Source organism: Micromonospora polyrhachis (assembly GCF_014203835.1).
GTDB lineage: Bacteria > Actinomycetota > Actinomycetes > Mycobacteriales > Micromonosporaceae > Micromonospora_H > Micromonospora_H polyrhachis.
Genome location: NZ_JACHJW010000001.1, coordinates 1,807,113 through 1,829,637, shown reverse-complemented (window position 1 = coordinate 1,829,637; position 22,525 = coordinate 1,807,113). Strand labels below are relative to the sequence as shown.

Here is a 22,525-nt window from a genome sequence, read left to right as displayed (position 1 = left end):
CATCAGATGGTGCCGCTGGGCTGGTCGGCCTGGTTCAGTGGCAACCACATCAGGATCTCGTCCCGCTCATCGTCGGTGCCGACCCGCAGCGCTCCAGGCAGTCGGCCGACCTCCTTGTAGCCGCACCGGTCGTAGAACCGCTCCAACCCGTGCCCACCCCGTACGGTGATGTGCAACGCCTCGTAGCCGAGCTGCGGAGCGAGCCGCTCCGCCTCGCGCATCAGTGCCACCCCGTAGCCGTGCCCCTGGCGGCCCGGGTGCACCATCACCCGCTTCAGGACGCACCAGTGCTCGGTGAGGGCGAACCGGTTGTTGACGAAGAGGAGCATCGCGACGAGCTGCTCGCCCTCGTAGCCGACCAGGAGCCGGTCCGGTCCGTCGGTGACGCCCGCGAGCGCCCGCTCGGCGACCGGTCGTACCTCCTCGGTGGTGACCGGCGCGACGAAGCCGACCGCCCCACCGGCGTTGGTGGCGTCCACCCACAGCGCCACGACCTGTCGACGCAGCTCAGGGGTGAGTACGGGATCGAGCACGAAACGCAGGGCCATGCCGCCCATCCTGACCGGAACAGGGCCGACCTGCCCTGCCACCAACCGTCATGGTGATGGTGATGACACTTCCTATCGGCAGAGTGTCATCTGGAAAGGTGGTAATGCGAACGTGGAGGTAGGGCCGGCGGGACTCGAACCCGCACTGGAACGGACCTAAACCGTTTGCCTCCTGCCAATTGGGCTACGGCCCCTAATGCTGTACACCTGCAAACGCCAAGACCATTGTGGCTGACGCGGTAAGCGTCGACCGATCGGGATGCCTGTAGGTGTTGTCGCGTCTGGATCATAGACTACGTCGGCTTCAACGGTAGATGGCCGCCGGCAACCAGCGTATGTGGCCGTCTGGCTGTGACAGTAGTTGGGGCAGAGCAGGCGGAGATTGTGCGGCCTGTTGTCTAGGAAGTCACCGTTGATGTGATCGACCTGTAGGGTCAGCTCTGATCCTTGCCAGCTTGTGCCGGTGTTACATCTCTCACATCTTTCCGGCAGTCCGATCCGTAGCAGCGTGCGCTTCAGTCGAAACCCAGGTGTCCGTCGTGACCCTTCGGGTAGCTTGACCAGCGCCGTGGAGGGTGTGAGTCGATAGCCACGCCGCCCTCGGTTGTGGCCCGACCCAGTGAAGTGGGATGTGTTGATCCCGACCTGCTTCAGACGGCGGCTGATGTGAGCGTGGGAACCACCGCTGATCCGAATGCCGAGTAAGCGCATGACTTCGGTGATGTTATGTGCCTGCTCGGCGGCTGCAGCGAGGTCCTCCCGGCTATATCTGTACTTTGCCATCGGCAGACCATATCGATGGGGTACGACAGGTTGGCATGCTCGGTCCAGCCGAGAGTGTGCTCAGTCCAGGCCGAGGTCCCGGCGCAACTTGGCGACGTGACCGGTGGCCTTCACGTTGTACAACGCCCGTTCGATCTTCCCGTCCGGGTCGATGACGAAGGTGGAGCGGATCACCCCGGTCACGGTCTTGCCGTACAGCTGCTTCTCGCCGTAGGCGCCGTAGGCGGTCAGCACCGACTTGTCGCCGTCGGAGACCAGCGGGAACGTGATCGCGTCCTGCTCGCGGAACTTGGCGAGCTTGGCCGGGGTGTCGGGTGAGATGCCAACCACTTCGTAGCCGGCGGTCCGCAGCGAGGTGAGTGAGTCACGGAAGTCGCACGCCTGCTTGGTGCAGCCCGGGGTCATCGCGGCCGGGTAGGCGTAGAGGATCACCGTGCGGCCCCGCAACGTGCTGAGGGAGAGCGTCTCGCCCGTGTCGGTAGGCAGGGTGAACTCCGGTGCGGTGTCGCCGGGCGCGAGGCGGGTCGGTGCGGTCATGGCAGTGACCCTACCGCCGACCTTGACGCGTCCGGCCCGGTCCCCGCCGCCGGCGTCGACGCGTCCAGCCTGGTCCCCGCAGCCGGCTTTGGCGCGTCCAGCCCGGTCGCCGCCGACTTTGGCGCGTCCAGCCCTGCCTCTGCCGTGGTCGAACTTGGAACGATCACGGAGCGGTGGCGCGACAGATGTCCCGATGAGCAACATGCTGCCAACTCTTGGCAACAGTGTTCATCGATAAATAGGCTGTTGCGGCCGGCGGGACCTCCTCGCCGACAGACGTGGGGAGGTGGCGTGGAAAACCTGGCAATGCACATCTCGAACGGGATCATCAACGGTCCCGTCGCCGCGGTGTTCGCGGCGTTCGCGCTGGTGGTGCTCGCGTACTGCGTGGTCCGCGGCCGTGCCGACCTGGACGACCGACTGGCACCCATGGCCGGCCTGGTCGCCGCCTTCATCTTCGCCGTCCAGATGCTCAACTTTCCGATCTTCACCGGTGCGGTCAGCGGCCACCTGCTCGGTGGGGCGCTCGCGGCGACACTGGTCGGCCCCTGGGTCGGCGCGCTCTGTGTGGCGGTGGTGCTGGTGGTCCAGGCGCTGGTGTTCGGTGACGGCGGGGTTGCCATGCTGGGGCTGAACATCACCAACATGGCGATCCTCGGCACAGCCGCCGCGTACCTGCTGATCGCGCTGCTGGTGCGGGTTCTGCCCCGTACCCCGGCCGGGGTGTCGATCGCCGCGTTCGTCGCCTCGGTGGTCAGCGTGGTGGTCGCCTCGCAGGGCTTCATCCTGCAGTACTGGTTGGGCGGCACCACGGACGTCGGCAGCACCCTCGGTGGACTCGCCGGCACCATGGCCGGTGTGCACCTGCTGATCGGCATCGGTGAAGGGCTGATCGCGGCCACCACCGTCGCCACCGTCGCGAAGGTACGCCCCGACCTGGTCTACGCCCTGCGCGCCCTCCGGGCCACGCCGGCGGCCGTATCCGTACCGATGCCGGGAGGTGCCCGGTGACGAAACGTTCCTGGGGATTCATCGTCGGTGGACTGCTCGTCGCCCTGCTGCTGGCCGGGGTGGTCAGTAGCTTCGCCTCGCCGCACCCCGACGGCCTGGACTCGTCGCTACGAGACGGCTGCACCTTCGACGCCGAGGACAACATCACCGGCGGCAACTGTCCCGCCGAGGCGGCCAAGGACCACGAGCTCGCCGACCTGCCGCTGGCCGACTACGGCGTCAAGGGAATCGACAACGAGTACCTGTCGACCGGGCTGTCCGGAGTGGTCGGCGTACTACTGACCTTCGCGGTCGGGGGCGGGCTCTTCTGGCTTGTCCGCCGCCGACCGACCAGGGCTGGTGCGGGGGCGACCAGGGCTGGTGCGGGGCCGACCAGGGTTGGTTCGGGGGCGGGCGCGCCCACCGAACCGGTGGGCTAGGCGGACCGCCGTGGGTGTCGGGCATGCGCACGTGCTCTACCTGGACCGGACCTCGCCGGTGCACCGGCTCCCGCCCGAGGTGAAGATCACGGCGATGGTGGTGTTCACCCTCGCCGTGGTCGCCACCCCCCGGGAGGCGCTCTGGGCGTTCGGCGGGTACGCCGTACTCGTCGTGGCGGTGGCGGCGCTGGCCCGGGTCAGCCCCGGCTGGCTGCTCACCCGGTCGCTGATCGAGTTGCCGTTCGTGTTCTTCGCCTTCGCCCTGCCGTTCCTCGGCACCGGCGAGCGGGTCGACTGGCTGGGACTGCACCTGTCCGTGGACGGGCTCTACGGCGGCTGGAACATCCTGGCCAAGGGCACATTCGGCGTACTGGCATCGTTGCTGTTGGCCGCGACCACCACGATGCGGGACCTGATCGTCGGCCTGGACCGACTGCGGTGTCCGCAGATCATCACCCAGATCGCCACCTTCATGCTGCGCTACCTCGACGTGCTCGTCGGCGAGGCCCGGCGGATGCGGATCGCCCGGATCTCGCGGGGTGACGATCCGAGGTTCCTGTGGCAGCTACGCGGGTTCGCGGCCGGTGTGGGCACGCTGTTCCTGCGGGCCTACGAACGCGGCGAGCGGGTCTACCTGGCCATGGTCTCCCGGGGCTACCAGGGGCGGATGCCGGTGCTCTGGCGCAGCGCCGGTGCGGCCACGGTCGGCCAGTGGCTGACCGCCGCGACGGTGCCGGTCTGCGCGGCCACCATCGCCGCCGTCGCGGTCGGACTCTCATGACCGAGTACGAGGACAGCAGCCCTTCGCTGGACGTACGTGGGGTGCGCTTCGCCTATCCGGACGGGCGGTTTGCCCTGCACGGGGTGGATCTGACCGTGCCCCGGGGTGGCCGGGTGGCCCTGCTGGGCCCGAACGGCGCCGGTAAGACCACCCTGGTGCTGCATCTCAACGGGATTCTCGTCCCGACCGAGGGGACGATCACGGTCGGCGGCCTGGCCGTCGACCGGGATCGGGCGCGGCTGGCCGAGATCCGGCGCCGGGTGGGCATCGTCTTCCAGGATCCCGACGACCAGCTCTTTCTCCCCACCGTCGCCGAGGACGTGGCGTTCGGCCCGGCCAACCTGGGGCTACGCGGTGCCGAGTTGGCCACCCGGGTGGACGAGGCATTGGCGGCGGTCGGCATGACCGAGCATCGGGACCGGGCCCCGCACCATCTGTCGTTCGGGCAGCGTCGTCGGGTCGCGGTCGCCACCGTGCTCGCCATGCATCCGGAGATCCTGGTGCTCGACGAGCCGTCGTCCAACCTCGACCCGGCGGCTCGCCGGGAACTGGCGGAGATCCTGCGCGGGCTGCCGGTGACCCTGCTGATGGTTACCCACGACCTGCCGTACGCGCTGGAGTTGTGCGACCGGGCGGTGATTCTCGACCGGGGTCGGATCGTCGCCGACGGGGCGACGATCGACCTGCTCGTAGACGAGGCGCTGCTGGCCCGGCACCGGTTGGAGCTGCCCACCGGCTTCGATCCACGGTTGGCCGCCGCGAGGAGCGGTCAGGGCCAGCCGGGACTTGCCGGCCGGTAACTCGTCGACCGGCCCGGGGTCGGGCGGGTTGAGGTCGACCGGGTCGGGGTCGGGCGGTCCGGTGGGTGGGGGGCGGATCAGGCGTCTGGCTGCTCGGCCGGGTCGGAGTTGGTGGCGACGCGCCAACCAGCCGAGACCGGTGTCGCGGCCTCCTCGGTGGCTGCCCCGGCCTCGCCCCGGCCGGTGGCGCGTAGCCGCAGTACACCGGCCAGGCCGACCCCGGCGCCGGTCACGATCATCAGGGCGATCAGGAGCCGGGCCCAGGTGGCCGGCCACGGCACCGGGGCGATCGCGCGGTGGAAGACGGCTGCGTTGGCCACGCCGGCGAAGAGTGCCAGGCAGGAACCGGCCAGGGCCAGCGCGAAATCGGCGGCCGGTCGGCGAGCCAGGGCGTACCCGGCGGCGGCGAGTGCACCGAGGCCGGCGAGCACGGCCCAGGTCTGGGCGGTGAGCAGCCCCTGGAGCATGGCCCCGAGGCTGGTCGACCCGGCGTCGATCTCCCGGGCGACGGCGAAGACGACCGCACCCACCCCGCCGAGTGCGGCCACCACGGCCAGCACCACCGTGCCGACCCGGCCGACGGGGTGCGTACCCGGGTCGGTGTCGCCGGCGGCTGCTGTCGGCTGGGCGACGGCGGCGGCGGCGGCCGGGCGGAACGCCAGGCCCAGGAACGCCACCATGGCGGCGGTCAGCAGGCTGACCGCCCACCACATGAGCGGGCTCGGTGGCGGGACCCAGTCCAGGGTGCCCCGGACCTGCACCGTGCCAGAGCCGTCGCGCAGCGGCACCGCCCACTCCCGGATCCGGTGCTCCCGGCTCGGGTCGGCCTGGGCCTGCCGAGGCAGGCCGCTCCCCAGCCACTGGGTGCGTTGGTCGTGCCAGCGGGCCACGGGTTCGTCGGCGATCAGCCGCCAACTGGGTGCCACGGCCGGGTCGGCGTTGGTCGGTGGCACGGTGTCCCCGGCCAGGGTCCGGTTCAGGTACGTCGCCGGGGAGTTGACGTTCTCGAACACCCCTTCCGGCCGTACCTCCAGGTAGGGCTCGCCGGAATAGCCGAGCACCTCGATGGTGCGTCCGGTCCGGTTGATCAGTTCCAGCCGGGCACCGGCCTCGATGGTCCGCACCGTGAGCCCCGGTGGGGCCGGTGTGACCTCGGTTACCTCGCTGCGGTAGTCGGTGCCGTCTGGAGCGTCAGCGCCGTGGGCCCAGGCGGGAGTGGCGAGGGTGACGGCTCCGACGAGACCGACGAGGAAGGCCAGGACGAGCCGACCAGCCGACCCGCGCATGCCCGCCCCGCCTACCATCACCCGCGTACGGCCAACCGGCCCCGCACCGTCCACCATCGGCGTACCGCCTACCGCCGTCGCGCCGCGAAGGCCGATCCGCCACACCGCCAGAACCTCCTGAAGACTACTTGTTGGCCGCTGCCACCGCCGCCGTGATCGCCTCGGCGCTGGTGTCCACCCGCTTGCCCGCGACCAGCACGGTCGGCGTCTGGTTGATCTGCGCCTTGGCCGCCGCGTCGGTCACGTGCTGGGTCCACGGCTTGTACTTTCCGTCCCGGACACAGGCACCGAAGCTGTCCCCGTCCAGCCCGACGCCGGTGCCGATGTCGATCAGCTCCTTGTCGCTCAGGCCGGGTCCACCCTCGGGCGGCTGCCGCTCGAACAACGCCTTGGTGTACTCCCGGAACTTACCCCCCTCGGCGGCGCAGCCGGAGGCGGCCGAGGACCGGGTCGAGTAGTCGGTGGTCGAGTAGCGGTCGAGGTAGGCGACCGGACGATAGACGATCCGGACCTTGCCCTCGGCGACGAGCTGGTCCAGCGTGCCGCCGATCCGTTGCTCGAACTGCCCACACGCCGGGCAGATGAAGTCCTCGTAGACCTCGACGGTGACCGGCCCGGAGCCCACCTCGATGCCGGTGCCATCGGCGATGGCACCCTTCGGGGCGGTGTATTCGCCGCTCTGCTGGCTGGCGTAGACACCCCAGCCGATCAGGCCGGCGACGACCAGCGCCGAGACCGCGACCACCGAGGTCCACAGGGTGCGCTTCCGGCGCCGCTCCCGGGCGAGTTGCTCGCGTACCACCCGGGCGGCGGTGCGCTGCCCCTTACGACTGCTCATCTTTCTCCTCCGGAAGGTGCCCACCGGCCAGCCAGGCGTCGATGGACAGCGATGTGCGTGGCCAGGTCAGCAGGATTCCCGCGAGGATCAGGAAGCCCACGTCCCGCAGGATCTCCGTCCCGTACTGCGGGCTCTGCCCCGCGGCCAACTCCCCGCCGCCGCCGAAGCAGCCGCAGTCGATGTTGAGGCGGCGGGACCAGGCGGAGACGATCCCGGCGATGAAGACCACCAACAGCGCCGCGGAGATCCCGGCGGCAAGTCGGGTGGCCAGCCCGACGAGCAGGAGTACGCCCAAGGCGATCTCCACCAACGGCAGTGCCGCACCCACCACCATCGCCAGGTCGTACGGCATCACCTGGTAGGCGTTGACCGCCCGGCCGGAGCCGGCCAGGTCGCCGACCTTCGAACCGCCTGCGGCCAACCACACCGCGGCCAGCCCGAGCCGGGCGGCCAGGCCGATCCAGGGCCGGACGCTACGCCATCGGGAACTGCGGCCGGTCGCGAGAGTCACGGTCATTAGTCGTGCCGATCTCCAAAGAAGTTCCGGCTGTGCCGGGTCTCACTGTGCCGTCTCCACCACACTCGGTGGCCCGGTCGGGGGACCCGAATCGACCGGGCCGGCGGGCCCCTCCCGGATCGGGTCGAGCGACCCTGGCCACGGCCGGTTGTCGACGCGTATCGTCGATCGGCTCCGCGTCGTACCGTGGCCGCCGCCGGCGTCAGCTGGCCAGCGCGTCGCCGATCGTCTCGACCAGTTCGGCCCGGGCCCGGGCCACCCGGGAGCGGATGGTGCCGACCGGCACCCCCTCCACCAGGGCCGCCTCCGCGTACGACAGTCCCAGTACCTGGGTGAGCACGAACGCCCCCCGCCGGTCGGCCGGCAGTCGGCGCAGCAGGTCCGCGACCCCGAGCTGCCCGGCTGGATCGGGGTACGGATGGTCGGTGTGCGCGTGGGCGGTCAGCCGCTCATCGAGCCGTCGCCGCCGCACCACGGTACGAAGATGGTCGGCGCAGGCCCGACGGGCGATGCCCAGCAGCCAGGTACGGGCACTGGACCGCCCCTCGAACGAGGGTAACGCCCGGAAAGCCCGAAGGTAGGTGTCCTGAGTGAGATCGTCGGCACTGTCCGGATCGACCAGTGCGGCGGCGAACCGCCACACCTCGGCCTGGGTGACCCGTACGAAGGCCGCCTGCGCCACCGGATCCCCGTCCCGGGCCGCCAGCGCCCAGTGCGTGGCGGTCTCCAGCGCGGAGCCGGCCGCCTCAACCGGGTCGGCCACGAGGTCACGCTGGGCGGGGATCACGGCAACCCAGGGTACGCGGCCGGCCCGGCCCCCGGCGTGGGGTTCCCGACCTGCCAATTCCTGCCCCGAACCGGGGAACTTCTGCCACCGTCGCACCGACTATCCAGGCATGACATGCGACAGGGTGCGAATCGCGTTGTCCGCCCGGCTCGACGGGGAGGATCCGCAGGCCCCGGCGACCGCGTTGGACGGCCACCTGACCAACTGCGGCGCATGTCGGACCTGGCTGACCCAGGCCGAACAGGTCACCCGGTTGGTCCGGGTACGGGCGGTCGAGGTCCCCGACCTCACCGCCAGTGTGCTCGCCGCGGTCGCGGCCGACCCGAAGGCCACGGCCGCCGCCCGCAAGCGGCGGACCGACACGGTGTACGGCACCCGGCAGATCCTGCGCGTCGCGGTGGCGGTGGCCGCGGTGGCGCAACTCGCCGTCGCGCTGCCGATTCTGCTCGCCGGGCTTGGCGTCGCCGCCGACCCGCACGTCAGCCGGGAGATGGCCTCCTTCGACGTGGCACTCTCGGTGGGCTTCGTGCTCGCCGCCTACCGGCCCGAACGGGCCCAGGCGTTCGTACCGGTCGCCTTCGTGCTGGCGGTCTGCCTGGCCGGCACCAGCATCGTCGACATCGCCAACTCCACCACCGCCCTGGTACACGAGATGGGGCACCTGGCCGCCGTGGCCCAGGCCGGGCTGCTGTGGGCGCTGGGCCGGGTCAGCCGGCGTACCGATCCGCCGATGGCCGCCGCCATGACGACGGGCCACGGGTGACCCGAGGTCGCGCGGCAGCCGCCGGTTCGGCGAGCATGTCGGGCATGACTGTCGCGAAGAATCGTTGGCCCGCGCGTGTCGCCGCGACCTTCGGGCTCCTGGTGATGGCACTCGCCCTGCTGGTCGCGCCCGGTACGCCGGCCAGCGCGCACGCGGTGCTGGCCAGTAGTAGCCCGGTCCCGGACACGGTGCTGTCCAGCGCCCCCGCGGAGGTGGTGCTCACCTTCAGTGAGCCCGTCCGCCAGGTACCCGGCAAGATCCGGGTGCTCGGGCCGGACGGGTCCCGGGTGGACCGGGGCGAGCCGACGTTCGACGGCGCGCTGGTCAGGATCCCGGTCGACCCGGGCGGAGCGCGCGGGACGTACCTGGTCAGCTACCGGGTGATCTCCGCGGACAGCCACCCGGTGGCAGGCGGCTACACCTACTCGGTCGGGGCACCGAGCACCCCACCGGCGGACAGCGACACCGGCAGCGCGGTGGACTCGGTGGTCGCCGTGGCGGTGCCGGTGGCGAAGTACGTCGGCTACGTCGGCCTGGTCCTGCTGGCCGGCGTGGTGCTGGTGCTCAGCCTGCTCTGGCCGCAGCGACTGTCCCGGCACCGGGCGGCCCGGTTGGCCTGGACCGGCCTCGGACTGGTGGCCTTCGCCACCCTGGCCGGTCTGTGGCTACAGGTGCCTTACACCAACGGTGGCGGTCTGTTCAGCGTCGACGGGTCCGCCCTGACCGACGTGTTGGGCAGTCCCTTCGGCGCGGCGCACCTGGTGCGCCTGGGCATCCTGGTGGCGATCGGAATCCTGCTGCGTCCACTGCTCGCCGGCCGGTCCGGGCCGGTCGACCAGTGGCTGCTGGTGATCCTGGGCCTCGGTGCCCTGGCCACCTGGCCGATCGCCGGACACCCTGCGGCATCGCCCGTGCCGGCGGTCTCGGTGGTCGTCGACGCCGTCCACCTGGGCAGCATGGCGATCTGGCTGGGCGGTCTGACCATGCTGGTCGCCGTCCTGTTGCGACAGGCCGACGAGCGGGAACTCACCGCGATCATGCCGGTCTGGTCCCGCTGGGCGACGGCCGCCGTCTCCGCCCTGGTGCTCGCCGGCACCGTGCAGGCCCTGATCGAGGTCGGCACCCCGGCCGCCCTGGTGTCCACCCGGTACGGCTGGCTGCTGCTCGCCAAGGTGGGACTCTTCGCCCTGGTGATCGCGGTGGCCGCGTACTCCCGTCAGTTGGTGCGTCGGCGGGCCGCAGCCGACGAGCCGGGTCGGATCCGGCGGGCGGTCTGGGCCGAGTTGGGCATCACCGCGGTGATCCTGGCGGTGGCGGCGGCCCTGGTGCAGACCACACCGGCTCGGACCGCCGACGCGGACGCCCCGGGCGGCGGCACGATCGGCTACTACGCCACCACGTTGACCAGCAACCTCTACAGCCTCGAACTGGTGGTGGACCCGGCCGAGGTCGGCAGCAACACCCTCCACCTGGATGTCTTCACCCCGGACCGCAAACCACTGCCGGTGGTCGAGTGGCGGGTCACCGCCGCCCTGCCGGCCCAGGGGATCGAGCCGATCGAGGTCCCGCTGCTGCCCCTCACCGACAACCATGCGACCGGGGAGATCAAACTGCCGGCCCGGGGGGACTGGCAGTTGCGCATCACCGTCCGGACGTCCGAGATCGACCAGGCCACGGTGATCGCCACCGTACCCATCAAGTAGCAGAGGTAGGTTCGTAATGATCCGTCACCGGCGTACCGCGGCAGCCGCGGTTGCTCTCGCCATCGGCGCTGCCGCCACCGGCGTACTCGGGTTCGCCGCGCCGGCGTCCGCGCACGTCTCGGTCAACCCCAAGGAGGCGACCCAGGGCGGATACGCCCGGGTGGCCTTCCGGGTACCGACCGAGAGCGACTCCGCGTCCACCACCAAGGTGGAGGTCAACCTGCCGGAGAACGCTCCGATCGCGTCGGTGACCACCATGCCGGTGCCCGGCTGGTCGGTGGCGGTCGAGAAGCGCAAGGTCGATCCGCCGCTGGAGGTGCACGGCAGCCAGGTGAACGAGGCGGTGTCGAAGATCACCTGGACGGTGACCGATCAGGACGCCGCGGTCAAGCCGGGCCAGTTCCAGGAGTTCCCGGTCTCGATGGGACCGCTGCCGAAGGTGGACAGCATCGTCTTCAAGGCGTTGCAGACCTACTCCGACAACAACGTGGTGCGCTGGATCGAGGAGCCGACGGCAGGTGGGGAGGAGCCGGAGCACCCGGCACCGGTGCTGAAGCTCTCGGCGGCGGCGGCGGATGCCACGGCCACCAGTGGTTCCGCATCCTCGGCAGCAGCGAAGGCCGATGCCGACGCCGACGACGAGAACGGGTCGAGCGGTGCCGCGCTGGGGCTGGGGATCGCCGGCCTGGTCGCCGGTCTGGCCGGGCTGGTACTCGGTGGGCTGGCGTTCGCCCGTACCCGGCAGTCGGCGGCACCGCCGGTCAGCTGATCGTCGGTGTTCGCTGGCCCGCCGGACATTCCGGCGGGCCAGTTCCGTTTTGCGGCATAGTCTTGTTAAATCGTCCGTGTTTGGGTGGTTTCTCTCTGTATGGTCGTCGAGGTACTGTGACCAGGAGGGAAGACGCGAATGCGGTTCGGGCGCGCCATAGTTGGCATCCTGCTGCTGATCATCGGGCTGCCAGGGCTGCTCGTCGGTGGCGCACTGTGGATGGTGCTACAGCACCGGGACGACAGCGGTGCGTTCAGCGCGAGCATGGAGAAGTTGGACACCCCCGGGTACGCCGTGGTCGTACCCGACCTGGCCACCCTGCTGTACCGGGATGCGCCGTTCACGAGGACCGATCAGGGGCTACTGCGGCTCACCGCGCAGACCCCCGATGGCGCGGTCTTCCTCGGTCTGGCCCCCACCGACACGATCACCGCCTACCTGGCGGAGGCACCGTACGTGGCGGTCGACCGGGTGGCGGTGACCCGCGGCCCGTTACCGGTACGGGTAAAGCCGGTGATGCCGGTGCAGAGCAGCCTGCCAGGTCCGAACACGAGCCCGGTGTCGAGTAGCGAGCCCCCGGTCGAGCCGCCCCGGGCCCAGTCGTTCTGGGTTCAGCAGGGATACGGGACGATCGACATCGACCACGCCGCCCTGCGTGACCAGGGGCTCGGTCTGGTGCTGATGCGCGCCGACGCCGAGCCCGGCATCTCCCTGGACATGCGCGCCGAGGTACGCACCGGATGGCTGGATCCGATGGCCTGGGGGTCACTCGCCGGCGGCGTCGTGCTCACCATGCTCGGGGTTGCGGTGCTGGTCTGGCGAAGCCGCCCCCGAGAGGTGATCTTCGTGGTCGAACCTGACCAGGTGCCGCTGTTGGCCGCCCGGGTCGGCATCTCCTCGTTGGCCGAACTCGGTCGCGTGGGGCGGGCCCGGGGGAGCGTGCCAACTCTCGAAGGTGAACTTGCCGCTGATGACGACCTCGCCGTTGATGGTGACCATGCTCTTGACGGTCGTCAGCGTGCGCTTGACAGCCAGCGTTGCCTAGACGGTGAAGGTGCAGTCGACGGTGCGGATGTGGCGGACTCCGAGACCGATGTGGTCGTTCAGGGCCCGGCGGGGTCGGTGCCACCGTCCTGGCCGGTGGAGACGGTGGAGACCCTGCCTGTCCGGCCGATCGAGCCGGCCCTCGTCCCGGGATCCCGGCCGGTCACGCTGGCCGACGTCGTGCCCTATCTGCCCGCTGGGGCAGAACGGAATCGGCAGTTGGAGGGCGTCCCACCGGTCCGCCTGGTACTCGCCTGGCCGTCCCCTGCTCCCGACCAGGTGTCCCCTGCCCCGGCGGGTCAGGCGGCTCCGGCCCAGATCGACCCGGCTCCGGTCCCGACGGCGGCTCCGGTAGCTCCGGCCCAGATCGACCCGGCTCCGGTCACTCAGGATGCTCAGACCCCGGTCGCTCCGGTCCCGACGGCGGCTCCGGTGGCTCCGGCCCAGATCGACCCGGCTCCGGTTGCTTCGGCGTCGGTGGGGCGGGCGACTCCGCCCCCGGCCGCCCAGGCGAGCCCGCTACCAGCGGGTCAGGCCCCGGCTCCGGCCCAGGTCGGGCCGAACGACCCGGCCCGAGCTGGTGCGGAGGGGGTCGCCCGGCCGGTGGCGAGTCGGCTGAAGGGGTGCCGGACCGTCGAGCAGACCGCCCCGGAGAATGCCCCAGCGGTGTCGGCCCCCCGCGACCCGCTGGCCCGGCGAGCCGTGGGTGTCGTGGCGGCGCAGGGCACCTTGGTTGCCGGCGGTGGACCGGAGCGGGCAGTTGGCAACCTGTTGGCTGAGGAGACGGCCGATGAGGTCCGGCGGCGCAACGACGCCAAGCGGGAGGCGCCGACCAGCCCTGGATGTCCCTGATCCACCGTCCCACTGTGGCGTCGAGGGCTGCCTCGGCGCCGTGACCCAGGCGAGTGGCCCTCCGCGCTGCCGACACGAAGGGCCACTCTCACCGGGGGATCGGTGTACTGAAGGGACGTCTCAGGTTGTTGACACCAGATTACCCACCATGCGGGGGACTAAGGTAGATCTGTCCATTTAGCGCAAGTTCGACCATTGGTCCCTTAGTCGGGCGGCGGTACGGCGCGGGCTGGCGACGGGGCGATCCCGCGCCGGATCGGCAGTACGAACAACAGCAGCAGCGCCAGTAGCACGTACATGTTGCGCAGGATGAACTCAACGGGGGAGTTGGTCCGCTCGGCGGCCACCCCCCAGTCGTAGTACGAGACCACTCCGTAGGCGATGCAGACGTACACCACCGCTGCCAGGACCAGAAGGGGCGTTCGACGCTCCCGTCCGACCTCGATTCGTCCCTGATCCAGTGGTTGTTCAGGTAGACCCTGGGCTGGCTGCCGTAGCCCTGCGTCGACCAGCAGCACGATGGCCGGAATGAACCAGTAGACATGGTGTGTCCAGCTGATCGGGCTGGCCAACGCGCCGATCAGCCCGGTGAGCGTCAGGCCGGCGAGTTCGTCCCCGGCGCGTGCCGCGCGGGCCGCCCGCCACAGCCCGTACCCGGCCACGATCGCCACCAGCCCCAGCCAGAGCAGTTGGTTGGGCTCGGCCGGGATGAAGAATCGGCTGAGCAGGCCGAAGAGCGACTGGTTGCCGGTGTAGTCGGTACGCCCCACCCGGTCGGTCGCCCACAGTTCGTGCGTCCAGAACCGCCAGGAGTCACCGGGGGCGATCGCGGCGGCCAGCAGCGTCGCAGCGGCTGCCGTCGCACTGGCCACCGCCGCCGCCCGCCAGCGCCGACTGACCAGCAGATAGACGATGAAGATGCCCGGAAACAACTTGAGCGCCGTCGCCAGCCCGATGCCGACGCCGGCCCAGCGTGACCCCCGGGGTACGGCGATCAGCAGGTCGGCCAGGATCAACACGATCAGCAACATGTTGATCTGACCGAAGGTGATCGTCTCTCGGATGCTCTCCACTGCGAAGACGGCCGGCACGGCCAGCCCGAACGCGAACCAGCGGGACAGGCGGTGCCGGTCGGCGACCGGGGTGACCAACCACCAGGTGGTCACCAGCACCGCGACCAGCGTGAAGGCGGTGAAGATGACGACCGTGGCACCGAGGCGGAGGCCCGCGAACGGCCGCAGCAGTAGCGCCGCGAACGGTGGATAGGTGAAGTAGAGCTCGCCCTGCACCCGGTCCGGCTGCACGTAGTCGTACAGCGGGTTGCCCTCCGCCCACCAGCGCATGGCGCTCATGTAGATGTGCAGGTCGAAGAAGTTGTGCGGGCTGGCGAGGAGATAGAGCACCGGCACCAGGGCGATGAGGACGACGATGCCCACGAGTCGGCGCGCCGTCCTACCGCCAGGATCATCTTCAACGGTGACGGTGGGTACGACGGGATCTGCAGGCACGGGAAAACCCTAGCGGTCGGTTCTGGCTGCTGTGCTGAGGCGCGAGCTCCCAAGCTGCGCGTAGGCTGTGGCCGTGGCTGATCTTCTTGTCTGGATCGACTGTGAGATGACCGGGCTTGATCTCGGCAAGGACGCGCTGATCGAGGTCGCCGCGCTTGTCACCGATCCTGATCTCAACGTCCTCGGTGACGGCGTGGACGTCGTCATCCATGCCGACGACGAGACCCTGGCCGGCATGCCGGAGATCGTCCGGACGATGCACGAGCGTTCCGGGCTCACCGAGGAGGTACGGCGTTCCGCGGTCACCCTGACGGAGGCGGAGGACATGGTGCTCGACTATGTCACCAGCTTCGTCAAGGATCCGCGCAGCGCGCCGCTCTGTGGCAACTCCATCGCCACCGACCGGGGATTCCTGGCCCGGGACATGTCCCGGCTCGACGCGCACCTGCACTACCGCATGATCGACGTCTCGTCGATCAAGGAACTGTGCCGCCGTTGGTATCCCCGGGTCTACTTCGGGCAGCCCGCCAAGGGGCTGGCCCACCGGGCGCTCTCCGACATTCGGGAGAGCATCCGGGAACTGGAGTACTACCGGCGGACGCTCTTCGTACCGCTGCCCGGCCCGGACGTGGAGACCGCCAAGGCCATCGCCGCCGAGCTGTAATCCGAGGATGAGGTAACCCGCTCGACGGGACGGGTGGGGTTGTGGCTATCATTGGTCGGCGCGTCCGCCCGGCAGGAAACTTCCGGACGGTCGACATGGTGGCTGTAGCTCAGTTGGCAGAGCACCGGGTTGTGGTCCCGGGTGTCGAGGGTTCAAATCCCTTCAGTCACCCCACTGGTAATACGGGTCAGGCCCCCTTCCTACAGGAAGGGGGCCTGACCCGTATTTGTGCCTCCGTAACCCGCCCGCCCGATTCGTCTTGTGGCCTCCACCCGCCCAGGAATGAGACGACGTCCGACCCCTTCTTGCCAGGGGGCGGACGTCGTCCCGCGTGAGCGGTCTGGGCTGAGGCTGGGCTGTCGGTCAGGTGGTGGGTGATCCGCTGGGGTCGCCGCTGCCCGGGGTGGCGTCGGTCGCCGGCTGGTACGGGAGCGCGCTGCCCTTGACGTACTCTTCCCAGCTCATGTTCCAGTCCGTCCAGCCGTTGCCGTTCTGTAGCTTGACCTCGGTGTTCTTGACGGTGATCGGGTCACCGACCCGGGTCTGGTTGAACAACCAGGCGGCGTTGGCGGTCGACATGTTGACGCAGCCGTGGGACACGTTGCGCTTGCCCTGGTCCGCCACGGACCAGGGCGCGGCGTGGATGAACTCGCCGCCCCAGGTCAGGCGCTGGGCGTACTCGATGTCGGTGATGTAGCGGTTTGCCGGGTCCGGCTCGTCCATCGTGTTGAAGACGGTCTTCTTCAGCTTCTCGATGATCACCATCGTGCCGCTGGAGGAGGGGGTGCTCTTCTTCCCGAGGCTGATCGGGATGGTCCGGATGACCTTGCCGTCCTTGGTGACGGTCATCTGCTTGGTCTTGTTGTCGACCACCATGATCACTGACGAGCCGACCTTGATGTCGACGGTGAGATCGGAGCGGCCGTACCAGTTGTCGCCCATCGGCAGCCCACCGAGTTGTGCCTTGTACGAGATCTTCGTGTTCGCCTGCCAGAATTCCTTCGGGCGGAAGTTGACCTCGTTGGGCTTGACCCAGTGCCAGATGCCCTCCTGCGGCGGGTCGGCCTGCACCATCAGCCGGCGCTGTACGTCGTCCCGGTAGTCCTCTGGGATGTTGCGGCTGAAGCTGAGCCGCAGCGGCATGGCGACGCCCACCACCGCCCCGTCCCCGAGGAAGCTGCTTACCCGGATCTGGTTGGCGGGCTTGGTCATGGTGGTGAAGTTGCTGGTCGTCGTGGTCGGGTTACCGTCACTGTCGGCAGCCGTCACGGTCGCGGTGTAGGTGGTCTCGTACTTCAGTTGGGCGTTCGGCAGCCAGGTCTTACCGTCGGCGGCCAGCTTTCCCTCGACGACCGCGCCTGCGGCGTCCTTCAGTTCGACCGTCGGGTTGGTGGCGCCCGGGGCGGTGAAGCTGATCTCGGTCGAGGTGGGTACGTCCTTGGCGTCCGCCGCCGGTGTGGTGATCGTCGCTGCCGACTTGGCCGCATTGTCGTCGCCACCACCACGCCAGGCGGGCCCGCCGCCGTCGCCGCTGCTGCACGCGGCCGAGGTCAGCATCATCGCGCTGGCGAGGAGAGCCGCCGCGACCATCCGGGCCGGCGAACGCCGCTCCGTGCCGTGTCGTATCCGCTGGCTTCGACTCGCTCGCATGATTCCCCCACAGTCCGGAATGCCGTAGTCCATCGTCTCTCACCGACGCGTCAGAACAAATTTCGGTTGCTGGCCGTGAACAAGAACACCGACAGCATGTGAGGACATATCGGATAAGCGAAATTTGCGAGTAGTTAAATGCCCTGGTCTGACTGGTATTCCTACCAGTCAGACCAGGGCATCACCAATGGGTACTCAGGTGGTGGGCGAGGCGGTGCCCGCCGCACCCGGCGAGGTGAGATCCGCCGGTACGGGCAGCGCGCTGCCCTTGATGAACTCCGCCCACGACAGGTTCCAGGCGGTCCAGCCGTTACCGTTGGCGAGCTTGACCTCGGTGCCGGTGATCGTTATCGGGTCACCGATCTTGGTCTTCTCGAACAGCCACTTCGCGTTGGCCGTGGCCACGTTGACGCAGCCGTGCGACACGTTCCGGCGGCCCTGGTCCGCCACCGACCACGGGGCGGCGTGGATGTACTCGCCACCCCAGGTGAGACGCTGGGCGTACTCGACATCGGTGACGTAGCGGTTTGCCGGGTTGGGATCGTCCATGGTGTCGAAGGTCGTCGCCGCCTTCTTCTCCATGATCACCATCGTGCCGCTGGACGAAGGGGTGCTCTTCTTGCCCAGGCTCACCGGCATCGTCTTGATCAGGTTGCCGTTCTCGTAGACCGACATCTTCTTGGTGGCGTTGTCGACCTTCAACTCCATCTTGTTGTTGTCGATCTTGCCGGTGGCCTTACGGTCCATGTTGCCGTACCGGCCGTTGCTCAGCGGGATGCCCTCCAGGCCGATCCGTACGCTGATCGTCGTCCCCGGCTGCCAGTACTCCGGGGCCCGGTAGTAGGCCTGGGTGCCACTGCTCACCCAGTGCCAGGTGCCCGGCTGCGGCGGATTGGTGCTGACGAACATCCGCTTCTGCACCGCTGCGCGGTCCTTCTTCGGAATGCCCGGCGAGAACTCGACCACCACCGGCATCGCCACGCCGTACGTCTTGTCGTCGAAGAGATACAGCCCCGATCCGACCTGTGAGCTGGGTTTGCTCATCGTGGTGAAGGAGGTCGTCTTCGTATCGGTCTGCCCCGTCGAGTTGGTCGCGGTGACCGAGGCGGTGTAGGTCTTCGAATACTTCAGTGGAACTGCCGGCACCCAGGAGGAGCCGTCCTCGCGCAACGCCCCCTCGACCTTGCCGCCACCCTCCATCGTCAGCGTGACGTCGGTGACCTTGCCGCCGGCCACCGTGGTGCCGATCTCCGTGCTGACTGGCTGCTTCTTGGCCCCGGTCCCCGGGGTGATGCTGAGGCTCAGTGGCTCGGCGGGTGATGTGGGCGTAGCGCTGCTGCCGCCCTCCGTCCCGCCTCCGACAATGCGCGGCTCCTCCGAGGAGGAGCCGCAACCGGTCAGACCCAGCGGTACCAGCGTCACCAGGGCAGCCGTCACTGCCCAGGCCCGCGTGAACTTGCCCATTCCCACCTCTGTTCACTCGCGTGGCTCGCAGCACATCGTGCCCCACGAGCGCCAGAAAGTTGTGCCCCGCTCGCGAATTCTGACGGTTTTCAGCCCCCGCGTCCGGTGAACGGAGGACCCCGATCGCGGAGGTGAATCTGATTGGAAGCCCCCGCCGAGGGCATGTTAAGGTTTTCCCCGTTGCCAACGAGCGCCGCTAGCTCAACTGGCAGAGCAGCGGACTCTTAATCCGCGGGTTCGGGGTTCGAGTCCCTGGCGGCGCACCAACGAGCAAGGCCCTGACCTGGTAGTTCACACCGGGTCGGGGTCTTTTTCGTGTACGCCGGCGGCGGGTGGTCGCTCGGTGGGTGCTCGGGAGCCGTTGGACCGGATTGGCATCGGTGGGACAGTGGGACACGGTGCGATGCCAGGGGAGGGATGGCTCAACCCTTGGCGCGTCGTGTCGGCGGACGAGGCACGGACAGTTACCGCCCAAACTGAGACCGGGTCCTTCACGCTGCTGTTAGCGGTCGTGCTGTGGGCGGATAGGGGCAAGTCGTGCGTCAGATCGTACGTAGGTCGGTGCGGGCCATCCTTCTGGATGAGGACGACCGACTCGTGCTGATCAAGCGGATCAAGCCCGGCCAGGCGCCCTACTGGACAACGCCGGGCGGCGGCCTGGAGTCGACGGATGTCTCCCTGGAGGCGGCGCTCCGCCGCGAGTTGCACGAAGAGCTTGGCGCTGAGGCGGACCGGTTCGCCCAGGTGTTCCTGTTCACCGCCCCCGCTGGTGAGGGTGTGTCTGTCCAGCACTTCTTTGCTTGTCGGCTACGTCAGCTGAACGATGACGCCCGTACCGGGGAGGAGTTCGCTGATCCGTCGCGTGGCGGTTACCAGCTCGACCGGGTGGCGATCGACAAGCTGTCTGCGGTGGATCTCAAGCCGGATGCGCTGAAGGAGTTCATCATCTCCAACGAGGAGGCCCTGCTCTCGTGAAGACCTCCACCAAGCCCTGATCGACGCCGTGACCAGCAGGAACCCGACCACGCCATGTCCCTGTCGGGGTCGCCGTCTGCCGGTACCTCATTTGGCCCGTCCGAGTGTCTGGGCGAGCAGTGCCCCGACCACGAGCAGGACTATGGCAACGGTGAGTATTCGGCTCAGGCGTAGTCGGGTTAGGAACCACGTTGTGGTCGACGCGCCGCCCCTGATGAGCGCGATTCCCAGAAGCGTGATGCCCACTGTGGCAATGAGTAACTCCGACATATCTAGCGTCCTCTGTTTTTGCTGTTTCGGATGGAGAGTGCGTGGTCGCCGCGTGCAGGGCGGGCGTGACGTGTCCGTGCCGCCGACCGGGGGGGTAACAATGTGGGATTCGAGAAGTTTCAGCGCCAGCAGGCTAGGTGCTTACGTCGATGGGTTGCTACTTTCGTAGGTGGCGTCGATTCGGGTCGTTCATGCCTGCAGGGTTTGGATTGCCCTCTGCTGGAGGTCTCGTGCTCGCGGATGGTATGGGAACCGCTCGGCGGCGACGCTGAGAGTGTGTATGCGTTCGGCGAGTCGGGTTGAGCCTGGGATCTGTCGTGCGAGTTGGAGTGCCTGGGCCCCGTCGTCGCATGCCTCGTCCGGTCGACCGAGAAGGAATCGTGACCGTGCGAGGTTGACGAGATTGTGCGCCTTTTCGCGGGTGTGGTTTTGGGATTGGGTCGCGAGCGCGGAGAGTGAGCGTGCTTCCGCTTTGGCGGCAAGGTGGGCAGCGTGGTCGTCGTCGAGGGTGGCAAGGTCGAGGTAGGCTTCTGTGGCGTGCCTTTCTAGGTGGGCGCTGTTCAGGTGGGGAAACATGTTTTGCCGCAGTGGGGTTTCTGTTTCGGCGGTCTCGCATGCTGCGAAGGCCAGGCTGATGGAGCTGTTGATTTCGCTCATCCAGTTGGGTCCGAGTAGGGCCAGGGCGCGGGCTCTGAGAATCCAGAGCATGCCTTGCATGAGGCCGCGTGGGGCATGTCCCATGTGGTGAGCAGCGAGCTCGGTAAGACGGAGCGTCGTTCGGGGCGATTTCAGTTCGCACATCTGGTGGGCCATGTGAGCGAGGACCCGTACGACGACGAGGCTGGCGTGGTCGTTGTCGGCAGTTCGTGCGGTCTGGAGCGCGTAGGCGAAGTACTGCTGGGCGGTGCCGTCGAGGCCGGCGTCGTGTGCCATTGCGCCGACCTCGCCGGCGAGTGTGGCTATCGCGGTGAGCAGACGGTTGCGGGTGGGGGTGTCGGGCGGGAGGTGGTTGTTGGCTAGATCGACGGCGTATCGCAGTTGTCCTGCCGCGGCGTCGCGTACCGCCGCGCCGCCGGCTGCGGCGTCAACGGCCATGAAGTGGGTGGTGGCTGCTTCTATTCGTTCGATTGTCGTTTGGTCGATGTGCCGTGGCCGCTGATCGGCGGTGGGTAGGCGGATCGGTGGGGATGACAGCCATTTCGATATTGGGTTCATTAGTTCGTCGCGGGTCACTATCGGGATGGGGTCGGCCCACACGCTTGCGCGGAGGGCGTCACGCCGCAGGAAGGCTCCCAGGTTTTCCAGGGTGTGCTCGGCGATGCATGGTTGCAGGTGGGCTGATACTGGTGAGAGACCGTTGCGTTCGTCGGGCCAGATCACGCTGGGGGGTATCGTCATGCCCCACGCGTCGCTCAGGACATCGGCCACGATTCCCGGATGTGTGCACGCGCCACCGTTGATCCACCGTCTGATGATGTTGTGGTCGTGGTTGAGCTGTATCCCGTACTTCAGTGACGCGCGGTTGTTGATCGCGGCGGCGAAGGCGCTCAGTGATCGGAATCCGGATTCTTTTACGAGATACACAAGCGGTTGATTCGCGCCCGCGTCAGGGGACAGCAACTTCAGCCGTTCGCTTTTGGTTCGCCTGCCTCGTTTTCTGCTGGGCGGGCTGTCGGTCACGACTGCTCTCCACTCTGATCTCGACGTGGTTGGCCTCTGGGGGTAAGCCTCAACGGCTAGCGGACGCGCGTCTCTGTGTTTTGTGTGGGATTCGGTAACGTGCAGGTGGAGCAGGTAAGTGTCCGACCACATTGGCCGCACCAGCGTCTCGATTTCCAATAGCTGACAAAACCACCAACAAACCCGATCAGCGTGCCGGCCACACCTATCAGCAAATGTGACACGGATTTCCCCTTCCGAGATAGATGCCGACGAGGCCGCTAAGCAATAGATGTTCGTTTGTCATCCCCGCCGGCAGGCACGTTCAGTTATCTGAACGCCCCATTTTCTGTGCGCTGTGGATGAGTGCGGTCATCGACTGTTGGGCGGCGGTGCCGGTGTGTAGGACCTGCACGAGGTTCTGCTTGATCATTTCCAGTATGGAGAGCAACGGTCCGGGGTCGCCGCCGTGCAGCACTCTCATGGCCAGTGTTCGGGTTTCGTCGATCTGGCCGATGGAGGCGATGATGCCGTCGTGGGCGGTCTTGAGGTGTTGCCCCGCTTGGCCCAGCTCCGTCATCGCCTGGGCCGGTGACTCATGCACGGGTGCTCGGGTGACGGCGGCGGAGGCGTCACTGATGGCGGTGTGGACGGCGGCCAGGGTGGTGTGGGTCTGCCGGATCGCCTCCCTCACCTGTGTCATTCCGACGGCGATGGTGCTGAAACCAGCGTGGGCGGCGCGGGCGATGATCCGCTCCACCTCGTTGTCCGCGGCAGACCCACGGGTTCGTGTGACCTCGATACCTGTCTGCATGACCCGTAGTCGCTCGACGACGGCGGCGGCTGTTGCTGTTGGTGACACTTCGTCCTCACGAGATTCATCGGGTAAGCGGGTCG

General features: G+C 68.3%; 22 protein-coding genes and 3 tRNA genes. 12 read left to right on the top strand and 13 right to left on the bottom strand.

The genetic code is table 11. The features are described 5' to 3' along the window. Positions 1-2: 2 nt before the first annotated feature. The 4 genes from FHR38_RS07475 to bcp form a co-directional block, all read right to left on the bottom strand. Positions 3-548, bottom strand: a complete 546-nt coding sequence (locus FHR38_RS07475) for a GNAT family N-acetyltransferase (protein WP_184533983.1) — start codon at positions 546-548, stop codon at positions 3-5. A 119-nt stretch (positions 549-667) separates the two neighbouring features. Beyond that, positions 668-742: transfer RNA gene (locus FHR38_RS07470), tRNA-Leu, on the bottom strand. Next, positions 705-1,259 carry an HNH endonuclease signature motif containing protein gene (locus FHR38_RS33530; protein WP_376771470.1) on the bottom strand — a complete coding sequence of 185 codons (555 nt, stop codon included), beginning with the start codon at positions 1,257-1,259 and terminating at the stop codon, positions 705-707. The genes FHR38_RS07470 and FHR38_RS33530 overlap by 38 nt, the downstream gene beginning before the upstream one ends. Before the next feature lie 132 nt (positions 1,260-1,391). Then, positions 1,392-1,868 carry a thioredoxin-dependent thiol peroxidase gene (gene bcp / locus FHR38_RS07460; RefSeq protein WP_184533982.1) on the bottom strand — a complete coding sequence of 159 codons (477 nt, stop codon included), beginning with the start codon at positions 1,866-1,868 and terminating at the stop codon, positions 1,392-1,394. Between the two features lie 291 nt (positions 1,869-2,159). On the opposite strand from bcp, the gene FHR38_RS07455 reads away from it, so the two are divergent. Genes FHR38_RS07455 through FHR38_RS07440 form a run of 4 tightly spaced genes read left to right on the top strand, consistent with a single transcriptional unit; the run spans position 2,160 to position 4,879 of the window. Continuing rightward, entirely contained in the window at positions 2,160-2,879 is a 720-nt protein-coding gene (locus tag FHR38_RS07455) for an energy-coupling factor ABC transporter permease (protein ID WP_184533981.1), read from the top strand. Next, positions 2,876-3,298 (top strand): PDGLE domain-containing protein, encoded by a 423-nt coding sequence (locus tag FHR38_RS07450; protein ID WP_184533980.1) that lies wholly within the window; start codon positions 2,876-2,878, stop codon positions 3,296-3,298. The genes FHR38_RS07455 and FHR38_RS07450 overlap by 4 nt, the downstream gene beginning before the upstream one ends. A gap of 10 nt (positions 3,299-3,308) precedes the next feature. Next, on the top strand, positions 3,309-4,079 hold the full coding sequence (gene cbiQ / locus FHR38_RS07445) for a cobalt ECF transporter T component CbiQ (protein WP_184533979.1): 771 nt from the start codon (positions 3,309-3,311) through the stop codon (positions 4,077-4,079). Next, on the top strand, positions 4,076-4,879 hold the full coding sequence (locus tag FHR38_RS07440) for an energy-coupling factor ABC transporter ATP-binding protein (RefSeq protein ID WP_184533978.1): 804 nt from the start codon (positions 4,076-4,078) through the stop codon (positions 4,877-4,879). The genes cbiQ and FHR38_RS07440 overlap by 4 nt, the downstream gene beginning before the upstream one ends. A gap of 77 nt (positions 4,880-4,956) precedes the next feature. Here the strand turns inward: FHR38_RS07440 and FHR38_RS07435 are convergent, their stop codons facing one another. The 4 genes from FHR38_RS07435 to FHR38_RS07420 form a co-directional block, all read right to left on the bottom strand. After that, the gene (locus tag FHR38_RS07435; RefSeq protein WP_312881939.1) at positions 4,957-6,270 is read right to left on the bottom strand and encodes a hypothetical protein; all 1,314 of its coding nucleotides are present in this window, start codon (positions 6,268-6,270) and stop codon (positions 4,957-4,959) included. Positions 6,271-6,289: 19 nt separating this feature from the next. Next, positions 6,290-7,003, bottom strand: coding sequence for a DsbA family protein (locus FHR38_RS07430; protein WP_184533977.1), 714 nt, complete (start codon positions 7,001-7,003; stop codon positions 6,290-6,292). Continuing rightward, positions 6,990-7,520: a MauE/DoxX family redox-associated membrane protein gene (locus FHR38_RS07425; protein ID WP_184533976.1), complete on the bottom strand. Its 531-nt coding sequence runs from the start codon at positions 7,518-7,520 to the stop codon at positions 6,990-6,992. Before FHR38_RS07425 ends, FHR38_RS07430 begins: the two co-directional genes overlap by 14 nt. 202 nt (positions 7,521-7,722) lie before the next feature. Further along, positions 7,723-8,307, bottom strand: a complete 585-nt coding sequence (locus tag FHR38_RS07420) for a sigma-70 family RNA polymerase sigma factor (RefSeq protein WP_184533975.1) — start codon at positions 8,305-8,307, stop codon at positions 7,723-7,725. A gap of 109 nt (positions 8,308-8,416) precedes the next feature. Here FHR38_RS07420 and FHR38_RS07415 point away from each other — a divergent pair, with 109 nt between their 5' ends. The 4 genes from FHR38_RS07415 to FHR38_RS07400 all read left to right on the top strand — a co-directional run bounded on the left by FHR38_RS07415 (position 8,417) and on the right by FHR38_RS07400 (position 13,438). After that, positions 8,417-9,070, top strand: a complete 654-nt coding sequence (locus tag FHR38_RS07415; protein WP_184533974.1) for a zf-HC2 domain-containing protein — start codon at positions 8,417-8,419, stop codon at positions 9,068-9,070. Between the two features lie 35 nt (positions 9,071-9,105). Further along, complete coding sequence (locus FHR38_RS07410) at positions 9,106-10,773, top strand: copper resistance CopC/CopD family protein (RefSeq protein ID WP_184533973.1); 1,668 nt, start codon at positions 9,106-9,108, stop codon at positions 10,771-10,773. A gap of 16 nt (positions 10,774-10,789) precedes the next feature. Further along, positions 10,790-11,542, top strand: coding sequence for a YcnI family copper-binding membrane protein (locus tag FHR38_RS07405; protein ID WP_184533972.1), 753 nt, complete (start codon positions 10,790-10,792; stop codon positions 11,540-11,542). A gap of 138 nt (positions 11,543-11,680) precedes the next feature. Continuing rightward, positions 11,681-13,438 carry a hypothetical protein gene (locus FHR38_RS07400; RefSeq protein ID WP_184533971.1) on the top strand — a complete coding sequence of 586 codons (1,758 nt, stop codon included), beginning with the start codon at positions 11,681-11,683 and terminating at the stop codon, positions 13,436-13,438. A 203-nt stretch (positions 13,439-13,641) separates the two neighbouring features. Here FHR38_RS07400 and FHR38_RS07395 read toward each other — a convergent pair whose 3' ends face one another. Then, a complete protein-coding gene (locus tag FHR38_RS07395) occupies positions 13,642-14,946 on the bottom strand; it encodes a glycosyltransferase family 87 protein (RefSeq protein WP_184533970.1) in 1,305 nt (434 codons plus the stop codon). Positions 14,947-15,013: 67 nt separating this feature from the next. Here FHR38_RS07395 and orn point away from each other — a divergent pair, with 67 nt between their 5' ends. Beyond that, complete coding sequence (gene orn, locus FHR38_RS07390; protein WP_184533969.1) at positions 15,014-15,610, top strand: oligoribonuclease; 597 nt, start codon at positions 15,014-15,016, stop codon at positions 15,608-15,610. A 98-nt stretch (positions 15,611-15,708) separates the two neighbouring features. Continuing rightward, positions 15,709-15,784 (top strand) — tRNA-His (locus FHR38_RS07385). A 189-nt stretch (positions 15,785-15,973) separates the two neighbouring features. On the opposite strand, the gene FHR38_RS07380 is transcribed toward FHR38_RS07385, so the two are convergent. Next, a complete protein-coding gene (locus FHR38_RS07380; RefSeq protein ID WP_184533968.1) occupies positions 15,974-17,260 on the bottom strand; it encodes a L,D-transpeptidase in 1,287 nt (428 codons plus the stop codon). A gap of 195 nt (positions 17,261-17,455) precedes the next feature. Continuing rightward, positions 17,456-18,724, bottom strand: coding sequence for a L,D-transpeptidase (locus FHR38_RS07375; RefSeq protein ID WP_184533967.1), 1,269 nt, complete (start codon positions 18,722-18,724; stop codon positions 17,456-17,458). Positions 18,725-18,914: 190 nt separating this feature from the next. Between FHR38_RS07375 and FHR38_RS07370 the strand changes: the two genes are divergently transcribed. Together FHR38_RS07370 and FHR38_RS07365 are read left to right on the top strand one after the other, a co-directional pair. Continuing rightward, positions 18,915-18,990: transfer RNA gene (locus FHR38_RS07370), tRNA-Lys, on the top strand. Between the two features lie 271 nt (positions 18,991-19,261). Next, complete coding sequence (locus FHR38_RS07365; protein ID WP_184533966.1) at positions 19,262-19,699, top strand: NUDIX hydrolase; 438 nt, start codon at positions 19,262-19,264, stop codon at positions 19,697-19,699. 459 nt (positions 19,700-20,158) lie between these two features. Here the strand turns inward: FHR38_RS07365 and FHR38_RS07360 are convergent, their stop codons facing one another. Together FHR38_RS07360 and FHR38_RS07355 are read right to left on the bottom strand one after the other, a co-directional pair. Further along, on the bottom strand, positions 20,159-21,649 hold the full coding sequence (locus FHR38_RS07360) for a tetratricopeptide repeat protein (RefSeq protein ID WP_184533965.1): 1,491 nt from the start codon (positions 21,647-21,649) through the stop codon (positions 20,159-20,161). Between the two features lie 304 nt (positions 21,650-21,953). Continuing rightward, positions 21,954-22,442 carry a DUF6244 family protein gene (locus FHR38_RS07355; RefSeq protein WP_184533964.1) on the bottom strand — a complete coding sequence of 163 codons (489 nt, stop codon included), beginning with the start codon at positions 22,440-22,442 and terminating at the stop codon, positions 21,954-21,956. Between the last annotated feature and the right edge of the window lie 83 nt (positions 22,443-22,525).

Excerpts from the sequence above, each read along its gene's own strand:
- FHR38_RS07355 (WP_184533964.1), bottom strand. The coding sequence starts at position 22,442 with ATGCAGACAGGTATCGAGGTCACACGAACCCGTGGGTCTGCCGCGGAC.
- bcp (WP_184533982.1), bottom strand. The coding sequence starts at position 1,868 with ATGACCGCACCGACCCGCCTCGCGCCCGGCGACACCGCACCGGAGTTC.
- FHR38_RS07410 (WP_184533973.1), top strand. The coding sequence starts at position 9,106 with ATGTCGGGCATGACTGTCGCGAAGAATCGTTGGCCCGCGCGTGTCGCC.
- FHR38_RS07440 (WP_184533978.1), top strand. The coding sequence starts at position 4,076 with ATGACCGAGTACGAGGACAGCAGCCCTTCGCTGGACGTACGTGGGGTG.
- FHR38_RS07405 (WP_184533972.1), top strand. The coding sequence starts at position 10,790 with ATGATCCGTCACCGGCGTACCGCGGCAGCCGCGGTTGCTCTCGCCATC.
- FHR38_RS07380 (WP_184533968.1), bottom strand. The coding sequence starts at position 17,260 with ATGCGAGCGAGTCGAAGCCAGCGGATACGACACGGCACGGAGCGGCGT.
- FHR38_RS07415 (WP_184533974.1), top strand. The coding sequence starts at position 8,417 with ATGACATGCGACAGGGTGCGAATCGCGTTGTCCGCCCGGCTCGACGGG.
- FHR38_RS07400 (WP_184533971.1), top strand. The coding sequence starts at position 11,681 with ATGCGGTTCGGGCGCGCCATAGTTGGCATCCTGCTGCTGATCATCGGG.
- FHR38_RS07375 (WP_184533967.1), bottom strand. The coding sequence starts at position 18,724 with ATGGGCAAGTTCACGCGGGCCTGGGCAGTGACGGCTGCCCTGGTGACG.
- FHR38_RS33530 (WP_376771470.1), bottom strand. The coding sequence starts at position 1,259 with ATGCGCTTACTCGGCATTCGGATCAGCGGTGGTTCCCACGCTCACATC.
- FHR38_RS07430 (WP_184533977.1), bottom strand. The coding sequence starts at position 7,003 with ATGAGCAGTCGTAAGGGGCAGCGCACCGCCGCCCGGGTGGTACGCGAG.
- FHR38_RS07425 (WP_184533976.1), bottom strand. The coding sequence starts at position 7,520 with ATGACCGTGACTCTCGCGACCGGCCGCAGTTCCCGATGGCGTAGCGTC.
- FHR38_RS07475 (WP_184533983.1), bottom strand. The coding sequence starts at position 548 with ATGGCCCTGCGTTTCGTGCTCGATCCCGTACTCACCCCTGAGCTGCGT.